The following is an 18,811-nucleotide window of genomic DNA, read 5'->3' on the forward strand; positions in this document are numbered from 1 at the left end:
GGACAGGCACAAATTGGACAATCTCTTACAACGATCCGATCAATAAGCCGACATCCGGTTTGGCAGATTCCGTTTATGGTGGCAACTCAATCAGCCGGTGACGAAGTTCAGGACACGCATGAACTGTCTTAATACCTGTTATGTTTCACGAGGTAGGTAGCAAGGATGACTGAAATACTTTTTGAAAGAGTAAGCATCAAAGGTCGGAATTGGGTTCGAACTCACGCAACGGATACAGAAGGTTTTGCTCTTTGCTCAAATGCGATACACGAAGAAAATGAAGCAGTGGAGCTTGGTGAAGGCAAAGTAACATGCCCTGATTGCATCGAAATCATAAAAAAATGCAAAGGAATATCTGACACGGATCTACAGCCAGAGTATGACAATGAACTTTTCTGGAAGCAATAAAACATGAGTAAGAATATAGTTCGATTTCCTAAACGCTCTGGAGACAGAAAGCGATTAGAAGCCAAAGAAGGAAAGCTAAGCTGCGAAGTTTCAGAGCGTTGGATTAAGTTTTCTTCCGCATCTGACAAATTTGATCATATTGAGTATCTATCACTTGATATTATGACTAGAGGTTCAAATGACAAAGATAGGAAGCTTTGCGAAATCATTGTTGACAAACAACAGCTTATGAAAATTTTAGCAGAGTTGCCAGTCAATGACAGAACCAAAACATAACAATCGCATGCAGTGGAATAGAAGTCCGGGACACGCACAAATTGGACAATCTCTTACAGCGATCCGGTCAATAAGCTGACATCCGGCTTGGCGAGTTCCGGTTATGGTGGCGACTCAATCAGCAAGGAGCGCTGCCATGACCCAGTCTCGAGCATCCCAGATATCCCTGGATGACACCCCTTACTACCACTGCATTTGCCGCTGTGTCCGGCGTGCCTTTCTATGTGGCAGGGATCATTACTCAGGCCAGGACTACGAGCATCGCCGACAGTGGGTAGTGGACCGGCTTGCCTTGCTGGTGGAAGTCTTCGCCGTCGACCTGTGCGCTTATGCGGTGATGTCCAATCATTACCATCTGGTACTGAAGATAGACCGCCATCGCGCGCTGTCCTGGTCATCCGAGGAGGTGGCTGAGCGCTGGATGAGACTGTTCTCCGGTCACCCCTTGGTAACACGTTGGCAGGCTGATGTGGCTGACACTGAAATCCAGGACACACACGAATTGGACACCTACAGCGATCCGGTCAATAAGCTGACATTCAGCTTGGCGGGTTCCGGTTATGGCGGCAACTCAATCAGCAAGGAGTGCTGCCATGACCCAGTCTCGAGCATCCCAGATTTCCCTGGACGATATGTCGTACTACCACTGCATCTGCCGTTGTTTCCGGCGCGCCTTTCTATGGGCTCACTGGTGCGTTTGCAAGTCTTTGCCGCCTCGACGGGGCGATGTTGGGTGTCAGGACAAAGATTTGCGTGTGCGCTGGGATAGCGGTTCAAGGTGTTGGCGGGCTGCTCAATGATAAATGGATGCGTGCCCCTGACTGTTCTTCCCGAGAAGTGGAGCGTTGATTCGGCACAAGGGAGTGGTATGATATTGTCATACTTCTCCTGTGCTAGGAGCACCAGCCATGAGCATGCATCGGAAAACCATCACACTGACTGAACAGCAAGACGACTGGGTGAAGGGCCAGATTGAGAGCGGTCACTTTGGCAATGACAGCGAGTATATCCGCGATCTCATCCGAAGAGATCAGCTGGCCAAAGAACGTCTTGCCATGCTGAGACAAGCCCTCGCTGCAGGTGAGTCAAGCGGTGAGCCCAGACCGTTGGATATATCGGCAATCAAGGCGGCTGGCCGTAAGCGGACCAAGGCGGCAGATTAGTGCTGAAGCTAAGCGTCACGCCGAAGGCGGAATCAGACCTCGTCGGAATCTGGATGTATACCTGCGAAGAATGGGGGGTTGATCAGGCGGATAAATACCTGGATCAACTGGAGGGTGGAATGAAGCAGCTGATTAACCATCCATCGCTTGGCGCGGACTACGCCCATGTTTTTCCTGGGTATCGCAGATTGCAGGTCGAACATCACGCTGTTTTTTATCAAGTGTTTGAACTGGAGATTCTCGTTGTTCGTGTTTTGCACGAAGAGATGGATGCACCAGAGAGGCTTCTGGACTAACGGTGGCTATTTTCGGTGCAGTTCCAAGTTTTCCATCCAACACCAAAGATAGGTTTCGGCACACGCATGAGTTGTCGGCCTAGCTCGGTTCGGGATGTGATTTTGACGGCATCTGTCATTATAAATGTATGCGTGTCCCCGACCATGTCCTTATTTTTCCAAAGGAGACTACAGGGTAATGAGCGCTGGGTTGCCATTGTTCGTCGTTGCTGTCCTTGCCACGACAATTCTAGCTGTTTGGGTAATAGCAGGGGCTGGCAGTAGGGGGAAGAGATTTATAATCTTCTGTATAGCGATGCTTCTGCTTTCTTCATCGTGGACGGCTTTGTTATTTTTCGGCGTATTCCATCCAATAGGAGCTTTGGCGATGGCGGCTGGTTTTATAAGCTCAGTTCTAATCATGTTTGTGCCTGTTTTTTTCAATAGATCCGGCACTAATGACGAAGTTCAGGAAACAGACGAACTTCGGTATCGAAAGCCGGAATAGACATGAATTGTCGGTTTAGTTAGGTATGGGGGTATGGTTTCGATGGCCTCTGTCATTATAAATTTATACGTGTCCCCGATTGGTTTTTGGTTCCTTTGTGTCTAGCGATAGCCTACGGTGCACGCAAAGCCTGGATGCAGAGCTACCTGCGATGCTATTCGGGAGGCATCGCCGGTGACTCCATCAGTAGGCCAGAGAAAGGCCAGGCCGCTCCTCTCTCAACGCCTCTCGAAATAACTCAAAAAACGCAACAACCCGGTACGACTCCCCTCAACCCCCATATCACTCCCCGCCACGGTCACCAAAAAATTCCGCTCCCCCGCCGCCACCTCTTTCCACACCTGCTCCGGCGCCACCAGCGTGGCAGTGGCACCTTCCGTTTCCCCTTCGCTCACACTGGCCACACCACGCCGGATCGCCAACGTAAACGCCTTGCCAGTATCGGTAAAACGAAATCCGATATGCGCATCCACCTCCAGCGTCTCTTCCGCTTTCAAAAGAATCGGCATGGTATGCATGTAATTCTCAATCGGTAATGAAGCCAGAAACGCCGGCGGTGTCTTCATGCGGAAGCCGGGCACCAGCCCGTCGCGCAGTTCCTCGGCCATGGTCAGGTAATAATGACGGGCATTCGGGTTGCTCTCTGCTTCGCCCAGTGTGCGCAGCGCCGCCGCGCGCAGATCAGTCACGCGCTGGTCATCGGGCAACACGACCAGGAGGTAATCAGTAAGCTCAAGCGCCCATTGCGCCTCGCCGTTTTCCTGCGCGGCGACAGCGCGCTCAAGCAGGGCCTGTGCGCCACCGGCGAGGTCTGCCATGGCAGCGGCTTTCTGCGCTAGTGGCAGGGGTTGCAGGTGTGCAGGGTTACCGTCGAACCAGCCCAGATAACCGTCAAAGATCGAGCGCACGGACCAGGCCACGGTGCCGTAGTATTCCTGTAGCCAGGGATGCCCGGCGAGATGCGGCGGCAGGGTGACGCGCTGGATGATGTCGTCCGGTGTCAGGCCGTGGTTCATATAGCGCACGGTCTGGTCGTGCACAAAGCGGATGGCGTCGCGGTAATCGGTCAGCAATGCGGTGATGGTGTCGGCGCCACTGACCGGGCGCGTGTGGCTCGGCACCAGGTGTTCGGCGTGCAGGGCGCGCATCTGGTCCAGGCTGTTGGCCCATTGCAGTACGTCGCGGTGGGGGGTGCCGCGGATGGTGTACAGGTTGGGGAAGGTTTCATAAATATTGTCGCCGGAAAACAGCACGCGTTTCGCCGGGTACCACACCATGATCTGGTCGTTGGTTTCGCCCGGTGCATGGACCAGCTCAAGCTCGACGCCGGCAATGCTGACGTGCATCCGGTCGGCGAAGGTGTGGGTGGGCGGCAGCGCGTTGAGGGTGTGGTCCGGTGTCAGCAACAGCGCTTTGCCGATGCCCGCGTTGACCAGACCATCCTCCTCCAGGTGGTTGCCGAACATGCGCATGGAGCGTGTGGTGATGATCGGTTGCACCACGTTGATCACGCGATTGATGTAGTACGCCGTGCTGTCGTGCGCATAGACAGGAATGTCGCGCCCCTCGGCAAAGGCGGCGGCGCCGAACACGTGGTCGGTGTGGTTATGGGTATAGATAATGGCGGCCACGGGCTTGTCGCTGATGGCGCGGAAGGCCCGCAATACCTTCCCGGCCCCTTCCACGCTTTCCAGCGTGTCGATAATGATCAGCCCGTCGTCGCCCTCGATCATGATGCTGTTGGCAAGCCCGAAGCCCACTGCGACATGGACGCCTTCGGTGACTTCAATCACTTCCCGCTCGAACAGTTCGCTGTGGGCATGCAGCCCCTCCGGAGAACGCAGCGGCGTGGTGGTGGCGGCTTCGTCGCCGCATCCGCCGAGCAAGGCGGCGGTCAGCAGCAGGCACAGGTGGCGCATGGCAAAGGCTCCCTTGTTGTTATGGCTTCCATTCTAGGCTGGGCGCGGCGCCGGTTTTCGGGCTAAATGGCCAGAAAATCGTGCGAAATGGCCATGATGGAACCAGAAGGATTGAAAACGCCCACCACCCTGGCCAGTTGGCCACTGGCGGTGGCCCGTGCGCTGGACGCGGATGGCCGCGATGGTGCTGCCCTGCTGGCAATGGCGGGCCTGAGCCAGCCAGTGCTGGAAGCCTCGCCGGGGGGCCGTGTGCCGACGGCGCTGATGACGCGGCTGTGGGCACTGGTGCAACAGCAGACCGGCGACCCGGCCTTTGGCCTGAAAGTGGCCGGCCACGCTCAGCCGCTGCACTTCCGCGACCTGGGCATCATGATGCTGGCCTGCCAGCGGCCGCTGGACGTGTTGCTGGCGTTGGTGCGCTACTACCGGCTGATCTCCGACAGTGTGCATGTGCAACTGGTCAGCCAGCCGGGCCGGCTGGGCCTGTGCATTCGCGAGCTGCCGCAGGTGCCGGTGCACCCGATGGCGCTGGATGCGTTCACTGCCGGGCAGTTGCGCATGATGAAGCTGGTGGGTGGTGACACACTGCGCGCGGTGGCAGTCAGCCTCAGCCGCCCGGCGCCGATACAGCCCGCGCCCTGGCGCAAGGCGTTCGGTGTGCTGCCGGCCTTCGGTGCCCCGGAAACCGTGCTCTGGTATCCCCGGGATCTGCTGGAAGCACCCCGTCTGGGTGGCAATGAGGCGCTGGTGCGGCAGGGCGAATCCGGCGTGCAGGCTTATCTCGCTGGCCTGGACGGCGCGCCGGGCCAGGACCCGGTGGCACAGGCCCGGCAGGTGCTGCGCGCCGGCTTGCCGGCGATCGGTACGCTGGACGACCTGGCGCGGGCGATGGGGCTGGGGGTGCGCTCGTTGCGCCGTCTGCTGGATCAGGCCGGGCCGGGTTTTCGTGCCCTGAAAGACGAAGTGTTGATGGAGCAGGCCTGCCAGTGGCTGCGCGACACCCGCCTGCCGGTGGGCGAGGTGGCTGCGCGGCTGGGCTTCAACGACGCCGGCAGTTTCAGCAAGGCGTTCCGCCGACACACCGGCACCACCCCGCTGCGCTGGCGCCGGCATCATCCGGTGGGCTGAATCAGGCGCTGACCTGGGCGAGCCAGTCGTTCAGGTTGTAGTAGTTGGTGACGCGCGCCACCCTGCCCTCGCGGATCTCGAAGAAGGCGCCCGCCGGCAGGCGGTAGGTCTGGCCGTTGGCCTCCGGCAGCCCCTCATCCATGGTCCGGTATTCTCCCAGCACGACGAATTCCGCCGCTGCGTGGCGCCCGTCGCCGCTGGCCATGATGACCATATCCTCCAGCCTTTCCTGGTAACAACGGTTCATGCGCGTCATGAAGGCTGCAAAGGCGTCGCGGCCGGTTTCGCGCTCACCCTGGTTGATGTCGTGGATCACGTCGTCGGTGAGCAGGGCCAGGAAGCGGTCCATGTCGCCGGCGTTGAAGGCGTCGTAGTAGTCGCGGATCAGTTGTTCGGAGGTCGCGTGCATGAGCTCTGCCTGTACAGAGGGGAAAGGGTGCAGTGTAGCAGGTGAAAATCCCGACATAATCCGGATTTCATGGCCCGCCAGGATGGGGTGGCGATGCGCCATTTCGGTGCTAAGATCGGAACGTTACATTGGCCAATGTAAAAATAACAATCCCCGCGAGGAGGCCGTGTCATGTTGCGCCGCGCAGACCCGAACCGGGTGCTGAAACTGAAGAAATGGGGCTACCTTTTGTTCTGGTTGTCCGTGCTGCCGATCCTGCCCCTGTCGGCGATGATCGGACGCGAATCCGGCACCCAGGATTACTGGGCCTGGTTCATCTACATTGTCATCTTCGGCATCGTGCCGATCCTGGATTACATCATCGGCAAAGACCCCAGCAACCCGGATGAAGCCGTCCAGGTGCCGGCCATGACCCAGGAAACCTTCTACCGGGTGCTGACGTTACTGATGGTGCCGCTCTGGTACGGCGTGTTGCTTTATGCCGGCTGGGTGTTCGTGAACAACGACTACGGCTGGTTTGGCCAGCTCGGCTGGATTGTGTCCATCGGTACGGTCGGCGGTGTCATCGCCATCAACCTGGCGCACGAACTGATCCATAAAGACCCAAAACTGGAAAGCTGGGCCGGCGGCCTGCTGCTGGCTTCGGTAACCTATGCGGGTTTCAAGGTGGAGCATGTGCGCGGCCACCATGTGACCGTGTCTACGCCGGAAGATGCATCGTCGTCGCGTTACAACCAGGGCGTGTACGCGTTTCTGCTGCATGCGTTTCCGCATAATTTCATCAATGCCTGGAAACTGGAAAAACAGTATCTGGCGCGCAAGGGCAAGAAGAATATCAGCCTGCACAACGAGCTGATCTGGTGGTACGGCATCTCTGCCCTGCTCGGTGTGCTGTTCTGGTTTCTGTTTGGCTGGCAGGGTGTACTGTTCTTCTACGGACAGAGTTTCGTCGCCGCCTTTACGCTCGAAGTGATCAATTATATCGAGCACTACGGGTTGCATCGTCGCGTGCTTGAGAATGGCAAGTACGAGCGGGTGACGCCGGCACATAGCTGGAACTCGAATTATTTTCTCACCAACCTGGCGCTGTTCCAGTTGCAGCGGCATTCGGATCATCACGCCTACGCCAAGCGGCGCTATCAGGTGCTGCGACATTACGACGACAGCCCGCAACTGCCCGGTGGCTACGCGAGCATGTATGTGCTGGCGCTATTTCCACCGTTGTGGAAGAAGGTAATGAACCCGCGTGTGGAAGCCTATTACCAGGGCGAGATGGATCAGCTGTTCCGCACGGGCAAACGCGTTAACAACATTTCCTCTGCATGACATGAAAAGCTGCGGCGCGGTGGTTCAGCCGCGCCGCAGCCATGCTTGCTTCCACCGCTCCCGATACGGCAGGCAAAAAATCAGCACCAGCCCGCTTGCGGAAATCATGCAGAACCAGCACACCAGCCCGGCGCCGAAACCATAGTGCGCTGCACAAAGCCCCAGTGACACCACCAAAAGCGCCATGCCGGCGAGGCGCCAGCGTTGTCGCCGCGCAGCCGGTGGCACCTTCCGGTGCCGGCCCGGCCGCGCAGCAGAGCGCCGCATCGCCATGCACAACAGCAGCAAGGCGATAAAGGTCAGCAGGCTGGCCAGCAGGATCACGATATCGACTCCAGCGATGCCGCATGGCGTGCGCGCTGTGCCGGCGAACGGCGCGCCTGGCGTGCACGGCGTTGCAGGTAACGGGCCGTCATCGCCAGTAGCGCGCTGATGGCGAGCATCGCGACATCAAACCAGACAAAGACGCTGTCGCCCTGCATCAGCGTGCTGGGCAAGCTGCGTGCGGTAGTCAGCGCATTGACCAGGGGCAGCAATGCACACAGGGCGGCGGTAAGCCACAGTTGCGCCAGCCAGCCACGCAGGCCCGGCCGCAGCCAGGCAAACAGCAGGCCCAGCGTCCAGACGATAAAGAACAGGTGGATCTCCCACTCGGCACGCTGCGCCATGCCGACCGGCAGCAGCCGGTTGGCCCAGAAATAACTCACCATGGCGGTGGGCAGCCCGATCACCACGGCGCGGTTGAGCGCCGTCACCAGCCGCACGCCAAACGGTTGCCGCTGCCCGGCCTGCTTTGGCTGGCGCTTGACCACCCACAGCACCAGCCCGGTACCGATCATGGCGGTGCCGGCCAGCCCGGCCAGACACAGCAGCAGGCGCAGTGCGGGTTCGGCAAAGCGCGCGATATGCAGGCCGTACAGGACGCCGAAGGTGGTGGCCGCAGCCGACGGGTTGCCGGCCGCGCGGACGAATTCGCCGGTCACGCCATTGAACACGGCCACCTGCGGATTGAAGGCGATACGGCTGCTGTCGAGGCGCTGGATATCCACCCGCGCGGCGCGGTCGCCAGGATGATGCACGGTCACGATGCCGGCGGCGGCCCCGTCCCAGCGGGCACTGGCTGCCGCCAGCATGGGCGCGAAGTCGGCCAGCGCGGCGGGCTCGCCGGTGGCTTCGGGGGCGGGCAGATGGCCGACGGCCTTGTTAAAGAAGGTGCGGCCGGCCTCCGGGTAGAGCGGCTGCGGGTTAAACGGCAGGTACAGGAACATCAGCGTGAGCAGCCCGGTATAGGTGATCACCAGATGATAGGGCAGCGACAGCACCGCCAGCGCATTGTGGGCATCCAGCCAGGAGCGCGGTCCTTTTCCCGGGCGGAAGGTAAAGAATTCCTTGAAGATTTTCTTGTGCGTGATGATGCCGCTGATCAGGGCGATGAGCATGATCATGGCGCACAGGCCCACGATCAGCCGCGCCGGAATGGCCGGCATATAGTGCAGGTCAAAATGCAGGCGGTAGAAGAATTCGCCACCCCGGGTGTCGCGGGCCGTCAGGGCGTCGCCGGTCTGGGGATGGATCAGGGCGTCGCCGAAGCTGCCGTCCGGGTGCTCCCAGAAGGCGAACATTTCCGCCGGGTTGCGCGGGTCCGGCAGGCGGATAAACCAGCGTGTCGCATCGGCGGCATGGGTGTTGAGATAGCGGGTGGCGCTGTCGAGCGCAGCCTCGGCGCTGACTACCGGCACGTTCAGTTCCGGCCGCATCCACTGCGATATTTCCTGGCGGAAATAAGTCGCGGTGCCGGACAGAAAGATCATGAACAGCAGCCAGCCGACCACCAGCCCCGACCAGGTATGCAGCCAGGCCATGGACTGCCGGAAATTCCCTTTCATGCGCCCGCTCCCTGCCACAGCAGCCACACCGGCAACGCCATCAGTGCCGCCGGCACCAGCAGGCCAAGCCAGGCACGCAGGCTGTCACGGGCGGCAAAGGTCCAGAGCGCGGCGCAGGCAAATACCAAAAAACCGGGCAACATCCCGGTGAGTACGGCGTCCGCGCGGGTGGTATCGGTGAAACGCACCAGCAGTAGCGCGATCATCCAGCCACTGAGCACGGCCAGCCCGTAGCCGCCGAACAGTGCAGCAATGAGACGGGACAGCACGGCCAGCGCGGGCCGCCAGGCGGGGCGCGTTGTAAAGCTCATCATCCGGGCATCTCGGGCGACCGATGCGGGTGCAATCGGGTTGCATGGAAATAGAAATCGTTATCATTCTCCCAGCATCACTGGCCGGATGCAATCAGGGTGCCGGGTCAGGGGGTGACCTGGAACCGCAGCACGCCGATCAGTTGCCCGCCTTCGGTGATGACCCGCACTCGCCAGCGGCCGGCCGGCGCAGCGGGGAAATTGCGCTTGTGGGTCCAGGCGCGGTAGCCCTGCTGGCGGCCACCGCGAATATCCAGCGGGATGCGGTCCACCTCGGCCCCATCCTGGTACCAGACGTGGTAGATGCGCTCGTTCAGGCCGCGTGGTGCCCGGATGGCCGTATAGGCAAACAGCCCGTTGTTGCGCAAGGTGGCGCTGTCGAGCCGCGCGAGGCGCTCGCCGGGGGTGCGCTCGCCATTATTCAGTTCGGTGGTGACGGCCACCTCGGTCAGCCGCAGCGTGGCGGGTGGAATCCAGGTGTGGACCAGATATACCAGCGCGCCGAGGGACAGCATCATCAGGCCCACCAGGGGGGCGCGCCACCAGCGGCCCAGTGGCACGGTCTGGGCCAGGCTCGGGAACGAGAGCACGGCGGTAATCAGCGTGGCGAGCTTGTAGCTCTCGGCGGTGGTCAGGTGCAGCAGGATCGGCAGCGCGGTCAACAGCACGGCGAACAGTGTCAGCGAATGGAACGCCAGGTATTGCCAGCGCCGCCGTGCCAGCCACTTGTAGTACAGCGGGTCCACCACGGAGATCAGCGCCGCCGCCATCAGCAGGCCGGTGAAGACCAGCTGGCCGCTGTCCCAGGTGGTGGCGAGCATAAAGAACGGCAGCACGAAGAACAGGCTCTCCTGGTGCACCATCTGCGTCAGGAAGGCCAGCACCGGCGGCGGCAGCTGTACCCCGAAGCGCGCGGCAATCCCCCTCCGCAGCACGTTCTCCAGCGTCAGCCAGACCCAGCTCACCAGCATCAGAATGGCGATCATCTGGGCCAGGCTTTCCTTGCGTTCCACCAGCACCAGGCTGGCCACGCCGGAGACGAAGCCGAACAGTGCGATCAGGCCCGGGTGGCGGCGGGCCATGTCGATCAGCCAGAGAATCAGGGATTTCAGTCGTTGCATACCGTTAGGGGAATGGCGAAGTTGGCCCAAGGATACCGGCCGGCTGCCACCGCCGCAGCGGCCTTTACAGTTTTTTAGCCTGGCCGCCCGGGGTTGAAAACCCGGCGGGCAGCCCCAGAAAGCGCCCATCTGCAATACTGAACCAGCACACTGAACCAGAGAGGATATTCAGCACCATGGCGGAGACAGCCCGGACCGAAAAACGCGAATTCCAGACGGAAGTGAAACAGCTGCTGCACCTGATGGTGCACTCGCTCTATTCGAACAAGGAGATTTTCCTGCGTGAGCTGATCTCCAACGCCTCGGACGCTGGCGACAAGCTGTCGTTCCTGGCATTGCAGGATGACAGCCTGTTCGAAGGCGATGGCGACCTGCGCATCTGGATCGAGCCGGACAAAGAGGCCGGCACCCTGACGCTGCGCGACAACGGCATCGGCATGACCCGTGACGAGGTGGTGGCCAACCTGGGCACCATCGCCCGTTCCGGCACGGCGGAATTTCTGAGGCAGCTCAGCGGTGACCAGAAAAAAGACTCCCGCCTGATCGGCCAGTTCGGCGTCGGTTTCTACAGCGCCTTTATTGTCGCCAGCCGGGTCGAGGTCTTCACCCGCAAGGCCGGCGCGCCGGCCAGCGAAGGTGTGTACTGGTCCAGCGAAGGCGATGGCCAGTTTGAACTGGGTGAGGCCGAGCTGGCCGAGCGCGGCACCCGGCTGGTATTGCACCTGCGTGACGACGAAAAGGAATTTCTGGATAGCTGGCGGCTGAAGTCCCTGGTGCGCAAATACAGCGACCATGTGGCCGTGCCGGTGATGATGCGCGAAGAACCCGCCCCGGCCGAAGATGGCGATGACACGCCGGCGCCGGCCTGGGAACAGGTCAATGCCGCCACCGCCCTGTGGACGCGCGGCAAGTCCGAAATCAGTGACGAGGAGTACCAGGATTTCTACAAGCACGTGTCGCACGACTACAGCGATGCGCTCACTTGGAGCCACAACCGGGTGGAAGGCAAGCTCGACTACACCTCGCTGCTGTATGTCCCGGGCAAGGCGCCGTTTGATCTCTGGCAGCGTGAAGCGCCGCGCGGGCTGAAGTTGTATGTACAGCGCGTGTTCATCATGGACGACGCGGAACAGTTCCTGCCGCTGTACCTGCGCTTTATCAAGGGCGTGATTGACAGCAACGACCTGTCGCTGAACGTGTCTCGGGAAATTCTGCAGAATGATCGCACGGTCGCGGCACTGAAAGCCGCCATGACCAAGCGCGCGTTGGGTATGCTGGAAAAACTGGCGGACAACGACGCGGAAAAATACCAGCAGTTCTGGGATGAATTCGGTGCGGTCCTGAAAGAAGGCCCGGCGGAGGATTATGCCAACCGTGAGGCCGTCGCCAAACTGCTGCGCTTTGCTTCCACGCAGACCGGCGACGCTGCGCAGAACGTCAGCCTGGCGGATTACGTCGGCCGCATGAAGGAAGGCCAGAAAGCGATCTATTACGTCGTCGCCGACGGGCACCGCAACGCGGTGGGCAGCCCGCACTTGGAAGTGTTCCGCAAAAAGGGTATCGAAGTGCTGTTGCTGTCGGACCGCATTGATGAATGGCTGATGAGCCATCTGAATGAATTCGACGGCAAGCCGTTGCAGGACGTGGCGCGCGGCGCCCTGGATCTGGGCGAGCTGGAGGACGAGGCCGAGAAAAAGGCGCATGAAGAAACCGACAAGCAGTTTGCCTCGCTGACGGCGGAAATCGCCAAAATACTGGAAGCGGATGTCGACAGCGTGCGGACTACCCACCGGCTGACGGATTCCCCGGCCTGCCTGGTGGTGGCTGAGCACGACATGGGCGCGCAGATGCGCCGTATCCTCGAAGCCGCAGGCCAGAAAGTGCCGGATGCCAAACCGATCCTGGAGATCAATCCGGAACATCCACTGGTGCAGCGGCTGAACCAGGAAGGCAGCGATGAGCGCACGCGTGATCTGGTCATGGTGATCTATGAACAGGCACGGCTGGCCGGTGGCGATAACCTGAAAGACGCCGCCGCCTACGTGCAGCGTATCAATAAACTGTTACTGGAACTGAGCAGCTGATGCGTCGGGCGGGCGTCGCCTGCGGCGACACCCGCCGTGTCCATGCTCTGCCGGCCATGGCAAATTTTCTCACCAGATGGTGCATTGTTTGCTGGCTCACCGCGCCCGACGGAACGGGCGCAGAAGCCTTCAGACGACACGCCCCGGTTTATCCGGGGCATGTCATGACACCGGGCGTCGCGTAGCCGTTATTTACGGTGCGGCAACGCTGCCCTCGTAGACCGGTTCACATTCCTCGTCCATCTCCACCAGCGACAAGCCCTGCCGTAGCAGATCCAGTGGCGCACCCAGCAGTGCTTTCACATAGCTGACCGATTCTACCCTCGGCGCTGAAAACGGCCCGGCGATGCCCTGCGTCATGATCGTGCATCCGTGCCGGTCCACCACGGCCACACGGGCGTCGCTGAAACGGCGCTGGCCGAGGTCTACTTCGCCGAGCATCACCAGCCGGTTTTTCTCTGTCGCCATGGCGACGTCGCGGGCGCGGGCGATGCCCTCCCTGATCTGCCAGTCGGAAATCAGTGCAGTGAGGGTGGAGCTGCCATCGGTACGATCAAACAGACGCGCAAAGCCGGCCCCTTTTGTGGCCGCGATACCCACCGGGCCGGCGAACGCCAGGGCACCCAGGTCCACCAGATTGAAACGTTGCGTGCTCTGGTAGCGCGACAGTTCCTGATCAATATCGATGCCTTCGATGACCAGTTGATCGCCGCGCAGGGTGGCGTCGCCATCCAGTTGCGCGAGCCAGTCGTCCAGGCTGCGGCCGCGGGTGCGCAGCGAGGTGGTAAAGGCCAGTTGGCCGCTGGCCTGCTGATCGGGAGAGAGCTGCCGCAGAAACTGCTGCAGGGAAAAATCCCGCAACGACAGCCTGAGGTCATAGACCGGCATGTCCTCGGAATAATCTGCTGTCAGCGATCCTTCGCCGGTGCCGTCGAACAGTCGCGCGCGCAGGTTGGCCAGTGTAACCAGGCCATGGCTGGCGTCGATGTCGAGCGCGATGTCGCTGGCGGGGATGCCATGGATATCCAGCGTGTCCGCGTTGAGTTGTCCTTGCAGTGTCAGGCGTTGCGGCAGGGGGGCATCGCCGGCCTGCAGATGGATGTCACGCAGGTCCAGCGTGAGTGCGTTGGCCTCGAAGGTCTTTGAGGTGCCCTGTGTCTGTTGCGTCAGCGACAGGGTGCCATGGTCCACCCGCAGCCTGGCCAGGCTGGCGCCGCGACCGTTGTCCGGGCGGGTGGATGTCCGTTGCAGATTCAGGTTGCCTTCGGCATCGCGTACCAGATGCAGCGTGGGCGACGTGAGCGTCACGCTCTGCAGCACCGGTTCACCTCGCCATAGTGTGGCCCAGCTCAGGCTGACCTCCGCGTTGTCCGCGCTCGCCACCTCGGTGTCTCCCTGCATCAGGCTAAGGCTCTCTGCACTGGCGCCGGGAGACGGGAACCAGCGCAGCGTCAGCGGCCCGCCGATATCCAGCGTTGCGTTGAGACGCTCGGCGACGGCCTGTTCGAGGGCGTCGCGATAGGTGTCCGTGTCGATACGGCTGATCACCAGCGTGGCGATCACGGCCAGCAACAGCAGCACGGCCAGTGCAATGAGCGTGATACGGCGGAAAGTCATCCTGTTCTCCCGGTCTATCACAAAAAGGTCAGACGTCGGCGTAACCCTCCGCGCCCTTGAGCCAGCGGCGCAACAGCGCCTCGGCATTGGCCGGGTGGTCGGCCAGCAATCGTTCGGCCATGTCACGCGCCGGCACCATCAGTGCCTCGTCGCGCATCAGGTCAGCAATGCGAAACGCCAGCTCGCCGGTCTGCCGTGTGCCCAGCCATTCGCCGGGGCCGCGCAGGCGCAGGTCTTCTTCGGCGATGCGGAAACCGTCGCCGGTTTCGCGCATCACCGCCAGCCGGCGTCTGGCGGTCTGTGATAGCGGCGTCTGGTACAGCAGCACGCAATAGCTCTTGCCGCTGCCACGCCCGACCCGGCCGCGTAACTGATGTAACTGGGACAAGCCCAGGCGCTCGGCGTTCTCCATCACCATCAGCGTGGCGTTGGGCACGTCCACGCCCACTTCGATGACCGTCGTGGCCACCAGCAGCTGTGCCTCGCCACTGGCGAAACGGGCCATGGCGGCGGCCTTGTCTTTCGGCTTCATGCGGCCGTGCACCAACTCAATGGTGAGATCGGGCAAGGCGGTTTTCAGGTCTTCCCAGGTGGCCTCGGCGGCCTGGGCCTGCAAGGTGTCGGATTCTTCGATCAGGGTGCAGACCCAGTACGCCTGGGTGCCCTTTGCGGCGGCGGCATGCACGCGCTGGATCACATCGGCGCGCCGGCTGGCGGCGGGCAGCGCCAGTGTCTCGATCGGCTCGCGGCCCGGCGGCAGTTCGTCGATCACGGAGGTGTCGAGGTCACCGTACAGGCTCATCGCCAGGGTGCGCGGGATCGGCGTGGCGGTCAGCACCAGTTGGTGTGGCACCTGATTGTCCTGCCGGCCTTTCTCGCGCAGCGCCAGCCGCTGGTGCACGCCGAAGCGGTGCTGCTCGTCGATGATGGTCAGCCCCAGCCGGTGAAACTGCACGGCTTCCTGGAACAGGGCGTGGGTGCCCACCACCATGCCGACGCTGCCGTCGGCCAGTTTTTCCAGCGTTTCACGCCGGGCCTTCTGGCCCAGGCTGCCGGACAGCCACAGCACCTCAATGCCCAACGGCGCCAGCCAGCGCCGGAAACTGGCCAGATGCTGCTCGGCGAGCAGTTCGGTGGGCGCCATCAGCGCCACCTGGTAGCCGGATTCAATCGCCATCAGCGCGGCGGCGGCGGCCACCAGTGTCTTGCCTGCGCCCACGTCGCCCTGCACCAGGCGCAGCATCGGTGAAGGCAGTGCCAGGTCGGCAGCGATTTCATGAATCACCCGCTGTTGGGCGCCCGTGAGGCTGAACGGTAGCCCGTCGCAGAGTGTGGCGAACAATCGCTCGCCTTCGAGCACTGGCGCGCCATGCGCTTTCTGGCCAGCGCGCTTGCTCAACATGCCGAGCTGGTGGGCGACCATTTCTTCCATCACCAGCCGCTGCACGGCCGGATGGCCACCGGAGAGCAGCATGTCGACCGGATCATCGACGTTCGGGGCGTGCAGTTTGAGCAGGGCTTCGCGCAATGTGGGCAGGCCGTTGCGGGCCAGCAGGGCTTCCGGCAGCAGGTCGCGGGGCGGGTGCTGGTTGAGCAGCGCCAGTGCCTGTTGCATCAGCGTGCGCAGGCTGCGCTGTTGCACGCCTTCGGTGGTCGGGTACACCGGCGTCAGGCTCTTGTGCAGTGCAGGCAGGGTGTCGTCATCGGCAAGCTCGTACTCCGGGTGAAAAAACTCCAGCCCGGTGCCGCCCACGCGGACTTCACCGTAGACGCGAATGCGGCGGCCGCGTTCCAGGTTGTTCTTTTGCGCAGCGCTGAAGTGAAAAAACCGCAGGCTGATCATGCCGGTGCCATCGCTGACCTTGCACAGTAGGCTGCGGCGTTTGCCGAATAGGATGTCGGCGGCCATGATCTCGCCTTCCACCACCACGTGCTGCTCGGGGCGCAGGCGGCCTATGGGCGCGATGCGGGTGCGGTCTTCATAGCGGAAGGGCAGATGGAACAGCAGGTCTTCCACGGTGTGGATGCCGAGTTTCGCCAGCCGCGTGGCCGCGCGGGGGCCGACGCCCCGCAGCGAACCCACGGCGCGTGCGGCCAGCTCGCTCAATGGCCGAGACCTTCCTTCGGTACGGCCTGGCGGACGACCTCGATGGCTTTCGGGCGGGGGAAACTGTCACGCCAGACCAGCGCGATGGTGCGCATCGGCACCGGTTTCACAAACGGCCGCACCACAAAGGCATCTTCCTTGTAGCCGTGACTGTTGAGCGCGGAATCCGGCAGGATGGTGATGCCCAGCCCGCCCGCGACCATGTGCCGCAGCGTTTCCAGGGAACCCCCTTCGATCTGCACCAGGTTCTTGTGCTTCTCGGAATCAATCGCCGGGCACAGCTCCAGCACCTGGTCGCGGAAGCAGTGGCCTTCGCCGAGCAGCAGCAGGTTTTCTTCCAGCAACTGGTCCGGGCGGATGGCTTTCTGTTTTTCCCACGGATGACCGGCGGGCAACAGCACCGAGAAGGATTCCTCGTACATGCGCGCGCGCACCAGCCCGCCGCCGGAGAACGGCAGCGCGACGATGATCGCATCCAGCTCGCCACGCTCCAGCTTGCCGCGCAGCACATGGGTGTAGTTTTCTTCAATGAACAGCGGCATGCCCGGCGCGTTCTTGCGCACTTTCGGCACCAGCACCGGGAACAGATAGGGGGCGACGGTGAAGATGGCGCCCAGCCGCAACGGGCCGGCCAGCTGATCGCGCTGGGTGTTGGCCAGTTGCTCCAGCAGCTCGACCTGTTCCAGCACCCGTTGTGCCTGGGCGATCACCGGCTCGGCATCGGCGGTGACGCGCACCTCGCGCGGGCGGCGTTCAAACAGGCTCAGGCCGAGGTGCTCTTCCAGTTTGCGGATGGCAGCACTCAGCGTCGGCTGGCTGACGTGGCAGGCGTCGGCGGCGCGGCCGAAGTGTTTTTCCCGGGCCAGCGCCACCAGATAGCGAAGTTCTGTTAGTGTCATGACGTATACGTTAGCGGCCTATGGTAATCAGGTCTAGCTATGAATCATTGAGAATTAATAGGGGCAAATGCGGTGCCGGTCAAGGCACCTGCGGGGCGTATCACATGGCACATATCCTGATCCTCGGCCTGGGCGACCTGGGCGCCGGCCTTGCGCAGGCGCTGATGCGCGACGGACATCGCGTCAGTGCCATCCGCCGCCGTAATGAGGCCCCACCGGGGGTGGACCTGTATGCGCAGGATATCCTGGAAGGCACCCCGCTGCTGCCACCGGATCAGGTGGACCTGCTCTACATCATCCTGACACCGGATGGCCGTGACGAAGCCGCCTATCAACGTGTGTTTCTGGGCGCGCCTGCGCGCCTGCTGGATGCACTGGCCGGGCAGCAGCCCTTGCCGCCCGTGGTATTTGTGTCCAGCACGGCAGTTTACGGCGAGGCCGAAGGCACCGTGGACGAACTGACACCGCCGCGCCCTGCCCGCTTCAATGGCCGCATCCTGCTGGCGGCGGAAGAGGAGATCTCCCTGCGCACGGTGGGCACGAGTGTGCGCTTCTCCGGCATCTATGGGCCGGGACGCTTGCGGTTGTTACGCCAGGTGGACGCCATCGCAGGTGGCGAAGCGCCGCCTGCGCCGGTGCTGACCAACCGCATTCACAGCGCGGATTGTGTCGGTCTGTTGCGGCATCTGGGTGAGCGCTGGCTGAAGAACGATGCACCGCCGGCCGTGGTGATCGGTACGGATCAATGTCCGGTGTCGAATCTTGAGGTGCTGGGCTGGCTGGGTGAGCGGACAGGCCATCCACTCGGGTTGGTGGTGCCTGAACAGGTGCCCGGGCGGGCTGTGCACAGCGAGTACCTGGGCGGTGGTCAGTATCGCCTGCTGCATCCGGATTATCGCAGCGGCTATCAGGCGGTATTGCAGACGTTGCAGTGAACGCGGGCGCGCTTGACGCGCCCGCCGGGTATCGATTACTCGATGACCATCACACCATCCATTTCCACCTGCGCGCCTTTCGGCAGCGCGGCGACGCCGATGGCCGCACGGGCCGGATACGGCTGCTCGAAATATTCCGCCATCACTTCATTCACGGTGGCGAAGTGGCCCAGGTCGGTGAGGAAGATATTCAGCTTGACGATGTTCTGCAGCGAGCCGCCAGCGGCTTCGCACACGGCGGTGAGATTGTCGAAGACCCGGCGGATCGAGACGCTGATATCCCCCCCGACCAGTTCCATGCTGTCCGGATCGAGCGGAATCTGGCCACTGAGGTACACAGTGTCGCCGACCTTGATGGCCTGCGAATAGGTGCCGATGGCGGCGGGCGCCTTGTCGGTCTGGATCGTGGATCGGTTTGGCATGTCGTTGTCCTGTCTTG

19 protein-coding genes are annotated in these 18,811 nt (G+C 61.8%); 9 read left to right on the plus strand and 10 right to left on the minus strand.

The features are described 5' to 3' along the window. Positions 1–165 precede the first annotated feature (165 nt). From S7S_RS19460 to S7S_RS00200, 5 genes are all read left to right on the plus strand, one after another. On the plus strand, positions 166–408 hold the full coding sequence (locus S7S_RS19460; protein WP_144401549.1) for a hypothetical protein: 243 nt from the start codon (positions 166–168) through the stop codon (positions 406–408). A 3-nt stretch (positions 409–411) separates the two neighbouring features. Further along, the gene (locus S7S_RS19465; RefSeq protein ID WP_144401550.1) at positions 412–684 is read left to right on the plus strand and encodes a hypothetical protein; all 273 of its coding nucleotides are present in this window, start codon (positions 412–414) and stop codon (positions 682–684) included. 136 nt (positions 685–820) lie between these two features. Beyond that, on the plus strand, positions 821–1,453 hold the full coding sequence (locus tag S7S_RS20155) for a hypothetical protein (RefSeq protein ID WP_420795639.1): 633 nt from the start codon (positions 821–823) through the stop codon (positions 1,451–1,453). 139 nt (positions 1,454–1,592) lie between these two features. Beyond that, complete coding sequence (locus S7S_RS00195; RefSeq protein ID WP_008734312.1) at positions 1,593–1,847, plus strand: type II toxin-antitoxin system ParD family antitoxin; 255 nt, start codon at positions 1,593–1,595, stop codon at positions 1,845–1,847. Continuing rightward, entirely contained in the window at positions 1,847–2,143 is a 297-nt protein-coding gene (locus S7S_RS00200; protein WP_008734310.1) for a type II toxin-antitoxin system RelE/ParE family toxin, read from the plus strand. The genes S7S_RS00195 and S7S_RS00200 overlap by 1 nt, the downstream gene beginning before the upstream one ends. A 705-nt stretch (positions 2,144–2,848) precedes the next feature. On the opposite strand, the gene S7S_RS00205 is transcribed toward S7S_RS00200, so the two are convergent. After that, positions 2,849–4,549, minus strand: coding sequence for an alkyl sulfatase dimerization domain-containing protein (locus S7S_RS00205; protein ID WP_008734309.1), 1,701 nt, complete (start codon positions 4,547–4,549; stop codon positions 2,849–2,851). A 93-nt stretch (positions 4,550–4,642) separates the two neighbouring features. Here S7S_RS00205 and S7S_RS20070 point away from each other — a divergent pair, with 93 nt between their 5' ends. After that, a complete protein-coding gene (locus tag S7S_RS20070; RefSeq protein ID WP_169745539.1) occupies positions 4,643–5,677 on the plus strand; it encodes an AraC family transcriptional regulator in 1,035 nt (344 codons plus the stop codon). Between the two features lies 1 nt (position 5,678). Here S7S_RS20070 and S7S_RS00215 read toward each other — a convergent pair whose 3' ends face one another. After that, positions 5,679–6,086 carry a ketosteroid isomerase-related protein gene (locus S7S_RS00215; RefSeq protein WP_008734305.1) on the minus strand — a complete coding sequence of 136 codons (408 nt, stop codon included), beginning with the start codon at positions 6,084–6,086 and terminating at the stop codon, positions 5,679–5,681. A gap of 171 nt (positions 6,087–6,257) precedes the next feature. On the opposite strand from S7S_RS00215, the gene S7S_RS00220 reads away from it, so the two are divergent. Then, a complete protein-coding gene (locus tag S7S_RS00220) occupies positions 6,258–7,412 on the plus strand; it encodes an alkane 1-monooxygenase (protein WP_008734304.1) in 1,155 nt (384 codons plus the stop codon). Between the two features lie 24 nt (positions 7,413–7,436). On the opposite strand, the gene S7S_RS00225 is transcribed toward S7S_RS00220, so the two are convergent. From S7S_RS00225 to S7S_RS00240, 4 genes are all read right to left on the minus strand, one after another. Beyond that, the gene (locus S7S_RS00225; protein ID WP_008734302.1) at positions 7,437–7,736 is read right to left on the minus strand and encodes a DUF3325 domain-containing protein; all 300 of its coding nucleotides are present in this window, start codon (positions 7,734–7,736) and stop codon (positions 7,437–7,439) included. Continuing rightward, positions 7,733–9,298 (minus strand): PepSY-associated TM helix domain-containing protein, encoded by a 1,566-nt coding sequence (locus tag S7S_RS00230; RefSeq protein WP_008734300.1) that lies wholly within the window; start codon positions 9,296–9,298, stop codon positions 7,733–7,735. Before S7S_RS00230 ends, S7S_RS00225 begins: the two co-directional genes overlap by 4 nt. Continuing rightward, on the minus strand, positions 9,295–9,612 hold the full coding sequence (locus S7S_RS00235; RefSeq protein ID WP_008734299.1) for a DUF3649 domain-containing protein: 318 nt from the start codon (positions 9,610–9,612) through the stop codon (positions 9,295–9,297). Before S7S_RS00235 ends, S7S_RS00230 begins: the two co-directional genes overlap by 4 nt. A gap of 104 nt (positions 9,613–9,716) precedes the next feature. Further along, positions 9,717–10,730, minus strand: a complete 1,014-nt coding sequence (locus tag S7S_RS00240) for a DUF5924 family protein (protein ID WP_008734298.1) — start codon at positions 10,728–10,730, stop codon at positions 9,717–9,719. 176 nt (positions 10,731–10,906) lie between these two features. On the opposite strand from S7S_RS00240, the gene htpG reads away from it, so the two are divergent. Further along, on the plus strand, positions 10,907–12,814 hold the full coding sequence (gene htpG, locus S7S_RS00245; RefSeq protein ID WP_008734297.1) for a molecular chaperone HtpG: 1,908 nt from the start codon (positions 10,907–10,909) through the stop codon (positions 12,812–12,814). 192 nt (positions 12,815–13,006) lie between these two features. Here the strand turns inward: htpG and S7S_RS00250 are convergent, their stop codons facing one another. The 3 genes from S7S_RS00250 to S7S_RS00260 are packed head-to-tail and all read right to left on the minus strand — an operon-like array spanning position 13,007 to position 17,437. After that, entirely contained in the window at positions 13,007–14,431 is a 1,425-nt protein-coding gene (locus tag S7S_RS00250) for an AsmA family protein (protein ID WP_008734296.1), read from the minus strand. A gap of 28 nt (positions 14,432–14,459) precedes the next feature. Continuing rightward, on the minus strand, positions 14,460–16,538 hold the full coding sequence (gene recG, locus S7S_RS00255) for an ATP-dependent DNA helicase RecG (protein WP_008734295.1): 2,079 nt from the start codon (positions 16,536–16,538) through the stop codon (positions 14,460–14,462). Beyond that, positions 16,535–17,437, minus strand: coding sequence for a hydrogen peroxide-inducible genes activator (locus tag S7S_RS00260; RefSeq protein WP_035203584.1), 903 nt, complete (start codon positions 17,435–17,437; stop codon positions 16,535–16,537). Before S7S_RS00260 ends, recG begins: the two co-directional genes overlap by 4 nt. Positions 17,438–17,541: 104 nt before the next feature. Here S7S_RS00260 and S7S_RS00265 point away from each other — a divergent pair, with 104 nt between their 5' ends. Next, positions 17,542–18,372 carry an NAD-dependent epimerase/dehydratase family protein gene (locus S7S_RS00265; protein ID WP_008734293.1) on the plus strand — a complete coding sequence of 277 codons (831 nt, stop codon included), beginning with the start codon at positions 17,542–17,544 and terminating at the stop codon, positions 18,370–18,372. 35 nt (positions 18,373–18,407) lie between these two features. Here S7S_RS00265 and S7S_RS00270 read toward each other — a convergent pair whose 3' ends face one another. Beyond that, positions 18,408–18,794: a RidA family protein gene (locus S7S_RS00270; protein WP_008734292.1), complete on the minus strand. Its 387-nt coding sequence runs from the start codon at positions 18,792–18,794 to the stop codon at positions 18,408–18,410. Positions 18,795–18,811 lie beyond the last annotated feature (17 nt).

Source organism: Isoalcanivorax pacificus W11-5 (assembly GCF_000299335.2).
Taxonomy (GTDB): domain Bacteria; phylum Pseudomonadota; class Gammaproteobacteria; order Pseudomonadales; family Alcanivoracaceae; genus Isoalcanivorax; species Isoalcanivorax pacificus.

What these genes read in the sequence shown, in the direction of transcription:
- S7S_RS00205 (WP_008734309.1), bottom strand. Translation starts at nt 4,549, where the DNA reads ATGCGCCACCTGTGCCTGCTGCTGACCGCCGCCTTGCTCGGCGGATGC.
- S7S_RS20070 (WP_169745539.1), top strand. Translation starts at nt 4,643, where the DNA reads ATGATGGAACCAGAAGGATTGAAAACGCCCACCACCCTGGCCAGTTGG.
- S7S_RS00250 (WP_008734296.1), bottom strand. Translation starts at nt 14,431, where the DNA reads ATGACTTTCCGCCGTATCACGCTCATTGCACTGGCCGTGCTGCTGTTG.
- S7S_RS19460 (WP_144401549.1), top strand. Translation starts at nt 166, where the DNA reads ATGACTGAAATACTTTTTGAAAGAGTAAGCATCAAAGGTCGGAATTGG.
- S7S_RS00195 (WP_008734312.1), top strand. Translation starts at nt 1,593, where the DNA reads ATGAGCATGCATCGGAAAACCATCACACTGACTGAACAGCAAGACGAC.
- S7S_RS00270 (WP_008734292.1), bottom strand. Translation starts at nt 18,794, where the DNA reads ATGCCAAACCGATCCACGATCCAGACCGACAAGGCGCCCGCCGCCATC.
- S7S_RS00215 (WP_008734305.1), bottom strand. Translation starts at nt 6,086, where the DNA reads ATGCACGCGACCTCCGAACAACTGATCCGCGACTACTACGACGCCTTC.
- S7S_RS00265 (WP_008734293.1), top strand. Translation starts at nt 17,542, where the DNA reads ATGGCACATATCCTGATCCTCGGCCTGGGCGACCTGGGCGCCGGCCTT.
- S7S_RS00230 (WP_008734300.1), bottom strand. Translation starts at nt 9,298, where the DNA reads ATGAAAGGGAATTTCCGGCAGTCCATGGCCTGGCTGCATACCTGGTCG.
- S7S_RS00240 (WP_008734298.1), bottom strand. Translation starts at nt 10,730, where the DNA reads ATGCAACGACTGAAATCCCTGATTCTCTGGCTGATCGACATGGCCCGC.
- S7S_RS00235 (WP_008734299.1), bottom strand. Translation starts at nt 9,612, where the DNA reads ATGATGAGCTTTACAACGCGCCCCGCCTGGCGGCCCGCGCTGGCCGTG.
- S7S_RS20155 (WP_420795639.1), top strand. Translation starts at nt 821, where the DNA reads ATGACCCAGTCTCGAGCATCCCAGATATCCCTGGATGACACCCCTTAC.
- htpG (WP_008734297.1), top strand. Translation starts at nt 10,907, where the DNA reads ATGGCGGAGACAGCCCGGACCGAAAAACGCGAATTCCAGACGGAAGTG.
- S7S_RS00260 (WP_035203584.1), bottom strand. Translation starts at nt 17,437, where the DNA reads ATGACACTAACAGAACTTCGCTATCTGGTGGCGCTGGCCCGGGAAAAA.
- S7S_RS00220 (WP_008734304.1), top strand. Translation starts at nt 6,258, where the DNA reads ATGTTGCGCCGCGCAGACCCGAACCGGGTGCTGAAACTGAAGAAATGG.
- S7S_RS19465 (WP_144401550.1), top strand. Translation starts at nt 412, where the DNA reads ATGAGTAAGAATATAGTTCGATTTCCTAAACGCTCTGGAGACAGAAAG.